We start from the raw sequence: 13,415 nt of genomic DNA, 5'->3' as shown, positions 1-13,415 counted from the left end.
TCCCATGCGCGTCCCGTGCGCGCGAGGCGTCCCGTGCGCGCGTTGCGGGCGTTAGGCGTCCGTACCGCGCAGCGCGTCAGGCGTCCGTGCGCATGCGAGCCTCACGGCCACGCACCCCGGCTCAGGCCTGCTCCAACGCCCGGGAGATCGCCCGCCGCGCCCGTCCGACCGCCGCCTCGTCGTGCTGCAGCTGCATCGCCGCGTTCAACCCCAACCCGGCCGCCAAGATCTCGAACAGCGCCTGCTCCACGTCGAACGACGCCGGCAGCTCCCCCGCCTCCACCGCCACCACCAGGTCCGACCGCAGCTGTCCCTGCCAGCGCGACCAGACCTCGGCCACCGCGTCGCGCACCGCGCCCGGCCGGCCGTCGAACTCCGACAGGGCGGCCGTCATCAGGCAGCCGCCGGGCAGCAGGGGCGCGGCCAGGTAGTCGACCGAGTTCGCGCACACCACCCGCAAGCGGTCGAGTCCGGGCGGGAACGCCAACGCCGGTGAGACCACGCGGTGCCAGAAGTCGACGAACGCCTTGTCCAGCGTCGAGATCTGCAAGGTCTCCTTGGTGCCGAAGTGCTTGTGCACCCCGGACTTGCTCATCTCCAGCTCCTCGGCCAGGCGGCCGATCGTGATGCCTTCCAGGCCCTCCGACGAGGCGATCTCGGCGGCTCGGCTGAGGATGCGGCCTCGGGTCTGCTGCGCCTCGGCCGCGGAGCGTCGCGGTGACATGAGACCGAGCTTAGCGTACGTGCGTTCGCTATTGATTTGGAGAACGGTCGTACGCTAACTTGCCGGACCATGCGAGTGAGACGACTGGGATGGGCCGGGGTCGAGATCGAGGCCGCCGGCGAGCGGCTGGTGATCGACTACGTGGAGGACCTGTCACCCCTGTTCACGGGGTGGCTGCCGGGCATCGGGCTGACCGCGCCGACAGGGAACGCGGCCGGCGCGCTGGTCACGCACCTGCACCGGGACCACACGGACGCCAAGGCGCTCCACAACGCCCTCACGCCCGGAGCGCCGGTGCTGCGGCCGGCACGCGGGTACGGCGACGACGTGGACAACGTGGCGACGGTGCTGAGCGAGCGCGAGCTGCTGGAGCACGAGATCAGGACGAAGGTCGTGGACACCTGGGAGACCAGCGAGATCGGGCCGTTCAGGGTCACGGCCGTGCCGTCGATCGACGGGCTGGGCGACCCGCAGCTCAACTGGGTCGTCGAGGCGGACGGGCAGCGGGTCTTCCACGGCGGCGACACGATGTTCCACGGCTGGTGGTGGCTGGTGGCGCGGCGGTTCAGCCCGTTCGACGCGGCGTTCCTGCCCGCGAACGGCGCCGTGGTCGACGCGCCGCACCTGCAGCCGCCGAGTCCGGTCGCGGCGGCCATGGACCCGTTCCAAGCGGCCGCGGCGGCGAAGATCCTCGGCGCGTGGCACGCCGTGCCGATGCACTACGAGACCGAGCAGCCGGTGAAGCTGCCCGGTTACGTCGAGGTCGAGAACCCGGCGGCGGAGTTCGAGAAGCACGCGGGACCACGGGCGCACGTGCTCCGGCCAGGCGAATGGCTGGACCTGAGCGCCTAGATCTCCACGCCGGCCCAGGAGCGGCACACCCAGCCGTCGCCGTCGGACTCGAGCACGACGACGCCGGTGTTCGGCAGCAGGTTCTCCGCCAGCTCGACCGGGATGTTGGACGCCAGCGCGAGCGCGCCCATCCGTCCGGTACCGCCGTGGGTGACGACCACGACGGTGCCGTCCTGGCGGATCGACTCGATCGCGGCCAGGAACCGGTCGAGGACCTGCTGCCCGGTCTCGCCGTCACCGGGGAACGGCACGTCCAGCTCCCCCTCGGCCCACTTGATCACGGTCTCGAGGTAGGTCCGGTACGCCTCGGTGTCGTTGCGGCCCTCCAGCGAGCCGACCTGGATCTCGTGGACGCCCTCCAGGATCTGGACGGGCAGGCCGAAGCGCTCGGCGGTCGGGGCGGCGGTCTGCTGGGCGCGCAGGCCGATGCTCGCGTAGACGGCGGTGACCGACTCGGCCGCCAGCAGGTCGGCCAGCTCGCGAGCCTGCTTCTGCCCCAGCTCCGTCAGCGGGGGCCCCGGCATCGCGGTGTCCAGCTTCCGTTCGATGTTCGACGCCGTCTCGCCGTGCCTGACCAGCAGCAACCTCACCCGCGCTCGCCCTTTCTGACAGCATCGACCCAGGAGGCGGCTGCGGCGAACTCGTCGTTGCGAGCCTCGGAGGGCTCGTGGTCGGCCTTCGGGAAGGACCCGAGGAACCGGATCTCGTGCGAGTGTCGGTGCAGCGCGGCCAGCGCGTCACCGATCCTCGGTTCTGCGATGTGCCCCTCGACGTCGATGTAGAAGCGGTACGTGCCCAGTTTGCCCTTCGTGGGACGCGATTCGAGACCGGTGAGATTGATGCCACGCAGCGCGAGCTCCGTGAGCAGCTCGGACAGCACGCCCACGCGGTCCGGCGTGGTCACGACGACGCTCGTGCGGTCGGCCCCGGTCGGCTCCGGCAGGGCCCCCGGCCGACGCAGCAGAAGGAACCGCGTGCGCGCGTCGGGCACGTCGAGGACGTCCGTCGCGTACTCGTCGAGCTTGTAGTGCTGCACAGCCACGGGCGCGGTCACGGCGGCGTCGAACTCGCCCCGTTCCACGGCGGCGGCGGCCGCGGCGGTCGACGAGGTGGCGATCGAGGTCACGCCGGGCAGCGTGGCCGCGATCCACTCGCGGACCTGGGCCAGCGCGTGCGGGTGCGAGGCGATGGTCCCGATCTCGGACGTGCCGGGGCGGACCAGCACGCTGAACCGGACGTCCAGCACCGTCTCGGCCACCGCGACGACCGGTTCGTCGCGCACGAGGGCGTCGAGCGTGGCCGGCACGGCCCCCTCGACGGAGTTCTCGATGGGCACGCACGCGAACTCGGTGTCGCCCTCGCGCAGCGCGGCGATGGCGAGCGGGATGGTCTCGACGGGGACGAGCTCACCGTCGAACCGCATCGCGGCCTGCTCGGTGAAGGTCCCCTGTGGTCCGAAGTACGCAATGCGAGGCACGCCGTGAAGAGTAGAGGCGCGAATCACGCCTGTGTCAGCGGCCAAACCTGGGTTCCGTCAGGACCGTTCGAACTGGAATGCTTGGGGCGTGCCCGCTCTAGCGCCTGAACTCGTGTTGTGCGCGGTCGACGAACCGATGGCGAACGCCTGGCTCGCCGTCGCTGACGGACGAACAGGAGTGCGGGTGCATCGCGGGTCCGTGCTGGACATCCACGCACAGGCCATCGTGAGCCCCGCCAACTCGCAGGGCTGGATGCGCGGCGGCATCGACGCCGTCTACGCCACGGCGTTCCCCGAGGTGGAGAACAACGTCCGCAGCGCGGTCCTCACGCTGCACGGCGGTGAGCTGCCGGTGGGCGAGGCGCAGATCGTGGCGACGGGCGAGACCGAGCCCGCTTGGCTGATCAGCGCGCCGACCATGCGCCTGCCCGGCGAGCTCCTGCCGGTCGACACCGTCCACCCGTACCTGGCCGCACGCGCCGTGCTGCGGCTGTGGCTCGACGGACGCTTGGAGGACGGCACGCCGGTGCGCGACGCCGTCCACACCATCGCGATGCCGGGGCTCGGCACCGGGGTGGGAGGCGTCGCGCCTTCCGTGTGCGCCCACCAGGTGGCCGCCGCGTGGGACGAGTCGTTCAACCCGCTCCACGTCTAGCGACACACCTGGCCCACCTGTGCACAACCTGTGGACAAGGTTGTGGACAGCTGTGGACTACTGCCGTGGCGCGACCCATCGTTCAAGGTCGAGCTCATCTGTGATGGGGATGCCGAAATCCCCCACGGCGGGGATCTCCGGCTTGAGCTTGCGCGCTTCCCGCACGGCGTCGGGTCGGAGCGCGGCCAGCTTGAACCCGCGGCGTTGGTAGAACCGGATCGCGTCGAGGTTGTCGTTCGTGGTCGTCAGGCGCACTCGGGAGCAGCCGAGTGCGCGTGCCTGGCGAACCGCGGCGTCGACCAGCGCGGTGCCGACGCCGCGGCCCCGACGCAACGCGTCGATCGTGACGATTTCGAGCTGGTGGTTCGCCACGGCGTAGGTCAGCAGACCCAGCACGTGACCCTGCTTTTCCACGAGGAAGCCGGGCAGACTCGCGGGGAAGAACACCTCTCCGTGCGCGACGGATGTGTGTGCGCCCCATAGCTCGAGGACCAAACGAGCGACGACTATGCGATCTGCTTCCTCGATCGGCCTTACCGAGCCTTCTGCCATGACAAGAACTGTCTCAATCCGAGTCTCACTCAGGAACAGCCATTCGACGTACGGTGGATTCGTGCCAGTGCGCGTTTTGTTGGTTGACGATCACGAAGTAGTGCGCAGAGGACTGCGCGAGATGCTCGACGACGAGGAGGACATCTCGGTCATCGCCGAAGCGGGTTCCGTTGACGAGGCGATTGCTCGGGCCCAAAGGACACCGCCCGATGTGGCGGTTGTGGACGTACAACTGCCAGACGGCAGCGGCGTCGACCTTTGCCGGTCGCTGCGGGACCTCGGAATCCGCTGTCTGGTGCTGACCGCCTTCGACGACGAGGAGGCGCTGGTCGGGGCCATCATGGCCGGTGCTTCCGGCTATCTGCTCAAACAGGTCAGGGGGCAGGACGTCGTCACGGCGGTGCGCGAAGTCGCGGCGGGACGGTCCCTTCTGGACCCGGCCACCACAAGCCGGGTACTCGAACGGATGCGCAATCCCGCCCCGGTTGGCCTCACGGACCAGGAACAGCGCGTGTTGGAACTCATCGGTGAGGGCCTGACAAACCGCCAAATCGGTGAACGGTTGTTCCTCGCGGAGAAGACCGTGAAGAACTACGTGACGTCCGTGCTCTCCAAACTCGGCATGGAACGGCGAACGCAAGCCGCCGCATGGGTGGCTAAACGGGGACGGACCAGGTGAGCGTGGTCCCGTTCGGCGAACTCACGACGCGAAAATCCCCGCTTGCCGCCTTCGCCCGTTCCGCGAGGTGCCGCAAACCGCGTTGAGTCACGCCGGACGGGATCCCGCACCCGTTGTCCGCGACTCGCAGCAGCAGATGCTTCTCATCGCGCCGTACGTCGATCTGGACGTTCGTGGCCCCCGAGTGCCGCACGACGTTCGACAACGCCTCACGCAACGCCGCCCGTGCGTCGTCGGCGTACTTGCGCGGCACGTTGGCCAGGTCGCCGGACACGTGCAAGCGCGGGGCGAACCCGAGCAGCTCACCGGCCGTGCGGACCTCGGCCTTGATCGAGTCGTGCAGGTCGGCGGAGTCGGCGGGGTCGGTGTTGCGCAGCTTGCGGACGGTCGCGCGGACCTCGGCGATCGTCTCGTCGACCAGGTCGACGGCCTCGTCGATCCTGGCCCGCTGACCCGAGTCGAGCTTCTTGCCCAGCCGGCGTTCCAGCAGGCTGAGCTGCACACCGGCGCCGTAGAGGCGTTGGATGATCACGTCGTGCAGGTCGCGGGCGATGCGTTCGCGCTCCTCGTAGACCGCGACGCGCTGCCGTGCCGTGAAGCCCTCCGAGAGCACCACCGCGAGACCGGCCTGGGCCGCGAACGCCGTCAGCACGTCCACGGTCTCCTGCGTGAACGGCGGCTTGTCCCGGCGCCGGTAGACGGCCAGCGCGCCGATCTTGCGGTCCGAGGTGCCGAACGGCGCCACCGCGAACGGTCCGTACACGCGCAACGCGTGCGGCACGTACGGAGCCGTGCGCGGGTCGTTCGTCACGTCGTCGGCCATCACCGGCACGCCCGTGCGCGCGGCCTTGGCGGCGGCACTGCGCGGGCTCAGCGTGGCGACGATCGGCTCACCGCTGGACGCCTCGACCGTGAGCGTGCCGTCGTCCTCCGCCGTGGCGAGCATGGCCAGGCCGAGGTCGGCGTCCGCGATCTCCGCGGCCGCCTCCACCACGAGCCGCAGCACGTTCTCCGGGTCTTCCAGCGCCGCCGACGTGATCTCGGTCGACGCGACGAGCACGCGCCGCGCCAGGGAGGGGTCCATGGTCCTCAACGGTAGGCGGGCGTGCCGAGGTCCAGCACGAGGTCTGCCCGTGCCGCCTCATCGGGGCGGTGGGTGATGTGCAAGATCGTCCTGCCGTCGCGGCGGAGCCGGTCGAGGAGCGTGCGCGCGGTCGGTTCGTCGAGGTGCGCGGTCGGCTCGTCGAGCAGCACCACGTCGGCGTCGTGCAGCAACGCCCTGGCCAGCGCCAGCCGTTGCGCCTCGCCGCCCGACACCTGGTCGGGCCGGATCACCGTGTCGAGCCGGTCGGCCCACTCGGGCAGGCACGCCGTCCGCAACGCCTCCCGCAGCCGCTCGTCGTCGTGCTGCCCCGACATCCGCAGGTTCTCCCGCACGGTCGTGCTGACCAGCATCGGTTCCTGCGGGCACCAGGTGGCGCGGGGCAGCTCGACGATCCCCCGCTCCGGCGGCAGGAAGCCCAGGAGCAGCGCGAACAGCGTCGACTTGCCACTGCCCGACGGTCCGACGATCGCGACGTGCGTGCCGGGCTGGACGTCGAGGTGCAGGTCGCGCAGCGTCGGCTCGGTCGCACCGGGCCAGCGGACGTCGACGTTCTCCAACCGGATCCGCTTGCCGCGGGCCGGTTCCGGCCGCTCCGGCGCGTCGAACTGGAGGCGGGCGCTCGCCTCGCGCATCGCCCGGCGCTGCTGGGCGGCGAGCGGCAGCGCGGCCAGCGGTTCCGCCAGCGCGAGCGGGACCAGGCCGAGCACCGGGTTGCCGGTCGTGGCGCAGACGAGCGCGGCGGCGCCGGTCGCGAGCAGCACGATCGCCGTGGCGGCACCCGTGCCAAACGCTTGCCTGCGGGTCTGACCAGCGAGTTCGACGTCCGCGGCGTGGAGCTTCGCCAGCACCCGGTGGTGGGCGTCGTGGGCGATGAGGTCCGGTGCGGCGGCGAGCGCGTTGATCGTGTCCCTGGCGACCCTGCGGCGGCCCCTGGCGAGCTTCGTGCTGGCCCGGCGTTCGGTCCAGACGGCGACAGCCGGTGCGGCGAGCCCCGCCGCGAGCAGCAGACCGCCCAACGTCAGCGCGGCCGCCGGGTCGATGAACGCGAACAGGACCGTGGTCGCGATGCCCGCACCGATGGCCACGACGGGCGGGAGCAGCACACGCGGCACGAGGTCGCGCACGGTGTCCGTGTCCTCGACGAGCCGTTGGAGGCCATCACGCCGTTGGGTGCGCACGAGCCGCAACCACAGCTCGGCGCGCAGGTTGTTGGCGAGCCGGAACGTCTCGTCGTGGGTGACCAGCCGCTCGACGTACCGGAGCACGCCCTTGCTCAGCGCGAACGTCCGCACGCCCACGACCAGCACCGACAGCGTCAGGATCGGCGGCATCTCGGCGGCCCGCGCGATGAGGTGGGCGGCCAGCGCGGTCAGCGCGATGCCGGCCAGGGTCGCGAGCACACCCAGCGCCGCGCCCTTCCACGGCAGCGGCAGGCGCTTCGGCCGTTCGGTCCGCGTCTCCTCGGTGACGACCCTGGCGACCGTCTCGTCCTCGGTCGCCTCCTTCTCGCGGTGCGAGGCGAGGACGACGGCGGCCGTGGCGCTGGCTCGCTTGATCGCTTTGTCGACTTTGCGACTTGTCACCGGGTCGAGGTGCGCGGTCGGTTCGTCGAGCAGCAACACCGTCGCGCCGTGACGCACCCGCAGCAGAGCGCGCGCGACTGCGACGCGCTGGCGTTCACCGGTGGACAGGTCCGTGATGCGGCGGTCGAGCAGGTGCTCGGCCACGACCTCCCGTGCGACCTGCTCGATGTCGTCGGCGTCCGGAACCGTCAGCTCCAGCTCGGCACGCGGGGTCAGAGCGGCGAACGCGGGCTTCTGCGGCACGTACGCGATGTCGCCGGCGACGAACGCGGTGCCGTCGGTCGGCTCCAGGAAGCCCAGCAGCACCTGGAACGTCGTCGACTTCCCCGCACCACTGGCGCCTTCGAGTCGATGGATCTCCCCCGGCCGCACGTCGAAGCTGACGCCGTCCGGTGCGAAGCCCCCGCGCCTCAGCACGCGCAGGTTGTCGACGTGGACCGAGCCACCGGGCAGCCTCGGCCGCCGCGAGTCCTCGTGCTCGACGACCTCGGCGACCCGCCGGACCGCCTCCAGCCCGTCCTCACTGGCGTGGTGGGCGGCACCGGCCGCGCGCAGCGGCAGGTAGCACTCGGGCGCCAGGATCAGCACGACCAGCGCCGTCATCAGCGTCATGTCGCCGTGCACGAGCCGGATTCCGATGCCGACCGCGATCAGCGCCACCGACAGCGACGCCGCGATCTCCAGCACCAACGCGCTCAGGAACGCGACCTTGAGCGTGCCCATCGTGGCCTTGCGGTGCTGCTCGCCGATCTGCCGCACGGCGGTGGCCTGCTGCTTGGCGCGACCGAACACCGTCAGCACCGGCAGCGCCCGCACCAGCTCCAGGAGCTGCGCCGACAGCAGCTCGGTGACGTCGGCGGCCTTCCGCACGCGCTTCTCGGTGTACCAGCCGATCAAGGCGGCGAAGACCGGGATCAACGGCACGGTCACCGCGATCAGCACCGCCGACGGCCAGTCCGTGAAGAGGATCCACGCCCCGACCAGCGGCGGCACGACCACGGCCGTGACCAGCGCGGGCAGGTAGCGGGTGAAGTACGCGTCGAGCGCGTCGAGGCCCTTGGTCGCGAGCACCGACAGCTCGGCCGTGCCGCGGTCGGCGATCCAGCCGGGGCCGCGGTCGAACGACTTGGCCAGCAGCTGGGTCCGCAGCTCCTCCTTCGCGCCGGCAGCGGCACGAGCGGCGGCGCTTTCCGTCGCCCACGACAGCGCAGCGCGCGCGAGGATCGCCACGGCGAGGAGCGGAAGGCCCTCACGGGTCGTGATCACCGACGCCAGCGCGACGGCCTGGGCGACGAGCGCCAGTGCGTTGAGGAACGCCAGCACGCCCACCCCGGCGAGCGCGCGCCTGGCGTTCCTCGAGAGCTGGGGCAGCGCTCCCAGCGGGCCGCGCTTCATCAGTGCCCGGCCGGGATGTGCTGGACGCCGATGCGCTTGCGGAACACCCAGTAGGTCCAGGCCTGGTAGACGAGGACCGCGGGCGTGCCGAAGCCGGCGACCCACGTCATGACCGTCAGCGTGTACGGGCTCGACGCCGTGTTGGCGACCGTGAGCGACCACGCGTCGTTGAGCGTCGACGGCAGGACGTTCGGGTAGAGCGACCCGAACAGGATCACGACGGTCGCCGCGATCGCGAGTCCCATCAACGCGAACGACTGGCCGTCGCGGTTCGCGAGCAACCGCCACATCGCCGCGGCGAGCACCAGCACGACCACACCGGCCCAGAGCCCGGCGACGATCGCGAGCAGCGCGACCAGCGGCAGCAACGCCACCGGCGCCAGCGTCAGCGCGACGCGGCGGGCCCGGTCGCGGATCTCGCCCTCGGTCTTCAACGCGGTGAACACGGCGCCGTGCACCAGCGCGTACCCGGCGAAGGCGAGCGCGCCGACGACCGTGTCGAGCCGGATCACCGCGAGGACCGAGCCCACGCGGTCGCCGTTCGCGTCGATCGGCAGGCCGAGCACCGTCGTCGAGATCAGCAGACCGACGCACAGCGTGGCGATCCACGAGCCGGCGATGATCGTGACGTCCCACGCCTTGCGCCAGCGCGGGTTGTCGACCTTGCCGCGGTAGTCGAACGCGACCCCGCGGCCGATCAACGCGATGAGGAACAACGTTAGTGGCAGGTACGCGGCGCTCAGCAGCGCCGCATACCAGCCGGGGAACGCCGCGAACGTGGCACCGATCGCGACGATGAGCCACACCTCGTTGCCGTCCCAGACCGGCCCGATGGTGTTGATCATGACTCGGCGTTCGTCGTTGCTGCGCCCGAGAACCGGCAGCAACATGCCGACGCCGAAGTCGAACCCTTCGAGGAACAGGTAGCCGAGCCACAGCACGGCGATGAGCACGAACCAGAGCGTTTCCACGTCGTCTCTCCCCTAGTACGCGAACGCCAGGGCGCCGTCGTCGGACTTCTGGGGCAGTACGCCGGGAATCCCGCCTCTGACGTACTTGCGGATCAGGTAGAACTCCACGACCGCCAGCACGCTGTAGACCGCGGTGAGCGCGATGAGCGAGGTCAGGATCTCGCCGGGGGTGCTGTTCGAGACCGCCTGCGCGGTGAACATCCAGACACCGTCCACACCGGACGGGTTCGGCACCACCACGAAAGGTTGCCGACCCATCTCGGTGAAGATCCAGCCGAAGCTGTTGGCCAGGAACGGGGTCGCGATGCCGGCGAGGCCGAGAACCGGGAACCACCAGCCGGTGGGCGTCCGGTTCTTCCGCGTCAGCCACAGCATGAGGACACCCAGGCCGGCCGAGATCGCCCCGAACCCGATCATCAACCGGAAACCCCAGTAGGTGACGGGAAGCGCGGGCACGTAGTCGATCGGCTTGCCGCTGAGCTCACCCAGGCGGTCGTCGACCGGGTAGAACTCACCGTAGCGCTCCTGGTACAGCGGAACCAGGTCCTGGATGCCCTTGACCTCGCTGCTGAAGTCGTTGTGCGCCAAGAAGCTCAGCAGTGCGGGGACCGTGATGCTCTTGACGTTCTCGCAGTCGGGCCTGGTGACGTCACCGTACGCGAAAACGCTGAAGCTCGCCGGTTGTTCGGTGTGGCACAAGGCTTCCGCGGCCGCCATCTTCATCGGCTGCTGCTCGAACATGAGCTTGCCCTGCAGGTCGCCGCTGATGCTCAGCGCGGCGAACGCGACCACGCCGACCCACGTGCCGAGCTTGAGCGAGCTGCGCCAGACCCGCTCCTCCTCCGACTTGCGGTACAGGTGCCAGGCGGCGATGCCGACGAGGAACGCGCCGGCGACCGCGAACGCACCGGCGACGGTGTGCGGGAAGGCGGCGAGCACGGTGTTGTTGCTGAGCACGGCCCAGATCGAGGTGAGGCGCGGGCGGCCGTCGTCCATCACGATGCCGACCGGGTGCTGCATCCACGAGTTGGCGGCGAGGATGAAGTACGCGCTGGCGATGGTGGCGAGGCTGAACGCCCAGGCGCAGGCGAGGTGGACCTTCTTCGGCAGCTTGTCCCAGCCGAAGATCCACAGACCGAGGAACGTCGACTCGACGAAGAAGGCGACGAGGCCCTCCATCGCGAGCGGCGCGCCGAACACGTCACCGACGAACCGCGAGTAGGCGCTCCAGGCCATGCCGAACTGGAACTCCTGCACGATGCCCGTCACGACGCCCATGGCGAAGTTGATCAGGAGGAGCTTCCCCCAGAACTTCGTCATCTTGTAGTAGCGCTCGTCACCGGTACGCACCCACGCGGTCTGCATCCCCGCGACCAGCAGGGACAGGCCGATCGTCAACGGCACCATCAGAAAGTGGTAGACGGTGGTGATGCCGAACTGCCACCGCGCGAGTTCGAGTACTTCCACGTCTTCGAGCCTAAATGTGGATCATGACCGCTATCAGGTACGACGGTCCCGATCCGAGTCGGGACCAAGGTCCCGTGCGCGAAGTCACGCCGTTCGGGTGACATGCGTCGGTTACGATGAATGCGCCAGAGGGGAGTAGTTCCCACCGGAGCAGTCGGCCGGTGGCGTGGTCATCGACATACTGATCTGCCTTCGAGCGGATCCGGTGCCACACCCGTCTTGAACGGGCGAACGAGACCTCCGGCCGGGCTTTGCAGCATGCCCGGTCGGGGTCTGTTGCGCCTCCGTCCGGGTTCGACTTCGGACGTGGAGGACCTCGTGGCCACTTCATTGCTCGCGTTCATCACCGCCTTCGCGGTGGTGTTCCTCGTCGAGCTCCCCGACAAGACCATGGTCGCGACCCTGGTCCTGACCACGCGGTATCGCGCGTGGCCGGTGTTCGTCGGCGTCGTGGCGGCCTTCGCCGTGCAGACCGTGGTCGGCGCGGCGTTCGGCACGGCCATCACCCTGCTCCCCGACCGCTTGGTCGCCGGCGTGGTCGCCGTGTTGTTCCTGGTGGGCGCGTTCCTGCTGCTCAAGGAAGGGTTCTCGAAGGAGGAGGACTCCGCGGACGAGACCGGGACCCGTGCCGCCGTACCGTTCTGGCGAGCCGCGCTGACGTCGTTCGGCGTGCTGTTCGCGGCGGAGTGGGGTGACGCCTCGCAGCTCGCGACCGCCGGCATCACCGCCCGCTACGGCGAGCCGATCGCGGTCGGGCTCGGCGCCTGGCTCGCGCTGGTCGCCGTGGCGGGCCTCGCGGTCCTGGTGGGGCGCAAGCTCGCCGGACGCCTGCCGACGCACTGGATCCAGCGGGTGGCCGGGGTGATCTTCGCGGTGTTCGGCGTGATCGCGCTGACGCAGGTGTTCTGAGCCGTCACCAGACCGGCCGCAGCCCCGGCTGGTCCTCGCCGTGGACGTGCCGCAGGTACGCGGCGAGGCCGGTCGTGATCGTGGTGAGCGTGTCCGCGCCGATCGCCTCGGCCATCTCGGCCTCCAGGTCGGCCCACAGGTTGTCGGCCAGCTTCAGGTAGTCGCGGCCCTTCGTCGTGAGCGTCACGTACTGGGCGCGCTTGTCGGTGGGGTGTGGTTCGCGGAGCACGTAGCCCCACTCGTCGAGCTCGGTGACGATCTTGGCCGCCGCCTGCTTGGTGACGCCGAGGTGCTGTCCGATGTCGACGGTGGTGGCGCGCTTCTCCTTGAGGAACCGGAAGACGTAGCCGTGCGCCGGCCGCAGCGGTTCGAGACCGATCTCCCGGAGGCGGTCGTGGAACTGGTCGCCCATGGCGCGATAGGTCATCGCCAGCAGCACGGGCACGGGTTCCATCCGCTTCCCTTCTAGGTAGACAACCTGGTTGACCTTATTCTAAGGTCAGACAACTTGGTTGACTACTTTGGAGGTCGTCTTGCTGGTCACGGGGGATTCCGCCGTCACGCACTCGTTCGGCGGGTTCGAGTTCAGGTCATTGGCCGTGCCGTCGCGCGGCAGTTCCGAGATCGCGCTGTGGACCGTGGACGTGCCGGAAGGAGGCGACGAAACGCCGCACCGCGCCTCGAAGGAGGAGGTGTTCTACGTGCTGTCCGGGTCGGTGACGATCCAGGGACAGACCGCGGGCGCCGGGGACGCGATCGTCGTACCGCCGGACACCGAGCTGGCGCTGACCGGTGAGCCGGCGCGGGTCCTGGTCGCGACGTCGGTGGGCATCGAGGGCACGCTGGCGGACGGGAGACGACGATCACGCCACCCTGGTCGCTCTAGGTCGCCGGCTAGTGGTGTGGCTCGGAACGGTGCCGGGGGAATGCGCGGTCAGACGGGTGCATCGTGGTGCCGCCCCCACGTCCTCGTACTGGTTGTACGGGGGCGTGGGGGCGGTGCCGCGAGGTGCCCTGCTGAGCGTGGATTACCTCGCCGACGTTCC

14 protein-coding genes are annotated in these 13,415 nt (G+C 70.0%); 5 read left to right on the top strand and 9 right to left on the bottom strand.

Going from position 1 to position 13,415, the window contains the following annotated elements; genetic code table 11:
• Positions 1–121: 121 nt before the first annotated feature.
• On the bottom strand, positions 122–724 hold the full coding sequence (locus tag ACFWV3_RS42590; RefSeq protein WP_382419663.1) for a TetR/AcrR family transcriptional regulator: 603 nt from the start codon (positions 722–724) through the stop codon (positions 122–124).
• Positions 725–793: 69 nt separating this feature from the next.
• Here ACFWV3_RS42590 and ACFWV3_RS42585 point away from each other — a divergent pair, with 69 nt between their 5' ends.
• Positions 794–1,576, top strand: a complete 783-nt coding sequence (locus ACFWV3_RS42585) for an MBL fold metallo-hydrolase (protein WP_382419662.1) — start codon at positions 794–796, stop codon at positions 1,574–1,576.
• On the opposite strand, the gene ACFWV3_RS42580 is transcribed toward ACFWV3_RS42585, so the two are convergent.
• Positions 1,573–2,166, bottom strand: coding sequence for a histidine phosphatase family protein (locus tag ACFWV3_RS42580; protein ID WP_382419661.1), 594 nt, complete (start codon positions 2,164–2,166; stop codon positions 1,573–1,575). The genes ACFWV3_RS42585 and ACFWV3_RS42580 overlap by 4 nt on opposite strands.
• Positions 2,163–3,053, bottom strand: coding sequence for a prephenate dehydratase (gene pheA, locus ACFWV3_RS42575; protein WP_382419660.1), 891 nt, complete (start codon positions 3,051–3,053; stop codon positions 2,163–2,165). The genes ACFWV3_RS42580 and pheA overlap by 4 nt, the downstream gene beginning before the upstream one ends.
• A gap of 136 nt (positions 3,054–3,189) precedes the next feature.
• Between pheA and ACFWV3_RS42570 the strand changes: the two genes are divergently transcribed.
• Complete coding sequence (locus ACFWV3_RS42570) at positions 3,190–3,708, top strand: macro domain-containing protein (RefSeq protein WP_382419702.1); 519 nt, start codon at positions 3,190–3,192, stop codon at positions 3,706–3,708.
• A gap of 57 nt (positions 3,709–3,765) precedes the next feature.
• On the opposite strand, the gene ACFWV3_RS42565 is transcribed toward ACFWV3_RS42570, so the two are convergent.
• The gene (locus tag ACFWV3_RS42565) at positions 3,766–4,260 is read right to left on the bottom strand and encodes a GNAT family N-acetyltransferase (RefSeq protein WP_382419659.1); all 495 of its coding nucleotides are present in this window, start codon (positions 4,258–4,260) and stop codon (positions 3,766–3,768) included.
• A gap of 61 nt (positions 4,261–4,321) precedes the next feature.
• Here ACFWV3_RS42565 and ACFWV3_RS42560 point away from each other — a divergent pair, with 61 nt between their 5' ends.
• Positions 4,322–4,939: a response regulator gene (locus ACFWV3_RS42560; RefSeq protein ID WP_382419658.1), complete on the top strand. Its 618-nt coding sequence runs from the start codon at positions 4,322–4,324 to the stop codon at positions 4,937–4,939.
• Here ACFWV3_RS42560 and ACFWV3_RS42555 read toward each other — a convergent pair.
• From ACFWV3_RS42555 to ACFWV3_RS42540, 4 genes are read right to left on the bottom strand one after another with little or no spacing between them, the layout of a single operon-like run.
• Positions 4,917–6,023 (bottom strand): GAF domain-containing sensor histidine kinase, encoded by a 1,107-nt coding sequence (locus tag ACFWV3_RS42555; protein WP_382419657.1) that lies wholly within the window; start codon positions 6,021–6,023, stop codon positions 4,917–4,919. The two genes, ACFWV3_RS42560 and ACFWV3_RS42555, sit on opposite strands and share 23 nt — an antisense overlap.
• 5 nt (positions 6,024–6,028) lie before the next feature.
• Positions 6,029–9,022, bottom strand: a complete 2,994-nt coding sequence (gene cydD, locus ACFWV3_RS42550; RefSeq protein WP_382419656.1) for a thiol reductant ABC exporter subunit CydD — start codon at positions 9,020–9,022, stop codon at positions 6,029–6,031.
• Positions 9,022–9,993 (bottom strand): cytochrome d ubiquinol oxidase subunit II, encoded by a 972-nt coding sequence (gene cydB, locus ACFWV3_RS42545; protein ID WP_382419655.1) that lies wholly within the window; start codon positions 9,991–9,993, stop codon positions 9,022–9,024. The genes cydD and cydB overlap by 1 nt, the downstream gene beginning before the upstream one ends.
• Before the next feature lie 12 nt (positions 9,994–10,005).
• On the bottom strand, positions 10,006–11,460 hold the full coding sequence (locus ACFWV3_RS42540) for a cytochrome ubiquinol oxidase subunit I (protein ID WP_382419654.1): 1,455 nt from the start codon (positions 11,458–11,460) through the stop codon (positions 10,006–10,008).
• A gap of 330 nt (positions 11,461–11,790) precedes the next feature.
• Here ACFWV3_RS42540 and ACFWV3_RS42535 point away from each other — a divergent pair, with 330 nt between their 5' ends.
• Positions 11,791–12,369: a TMEM165/GDT1 family protein gene (locus ACFWV3_RS42535; protein ID WP_382419701.1), complete on the top strand. Its 579-nt coding sequence runs from the start codon at positions 11,791–11,793 to the stop codon at positions 12,367–12,369.
• Between the two features lie 4 nt (positions 12,370–12,373).
• Here the strand turns inward: ACFWV3_RS42535 and ACFWV3_RS42530 are convergent, their stop codons facing one another.
• Positions 12,374–12,823, bottom strand: a complete 450-nt coding sequence (locus ACFWV3_RS42530) for a MarR family winged helix-turn-helix transcriptional regulator (protein WP_382419653.1) — start codon at positions 12,821–12,823, stop codon at positions 12,374–12,376.
• A gap of 145 nt (positions 12,824–12,968) precedes the next feature.
• Between ACFWV3_RS42530 and ACFWV3_RS42525 the strand changes: the two genes are divergently transcribed.
• A partial coding sequence (locus tag ACFWV3_RS42525) for a cupin domain-containing protein (RefSeq protein ID WP_382419700.1) occupies positions 12,969–13,415 on the top strand: 447 nt, incomplete at its 3' end.

The organism is Lentzea sp. NPDC059081, from assembly GCF_042738015.1.
Classification (GTDB): Bacteria; Actinomycetota; Actinomycetes; order Mycobacteriales; family Pseudonocardiaceae; genus Lentzea.
Note: the sequence above shows the minus strand (reverse complement) of the source record. Positions and strands in the feature narration are given on the sequence as shown.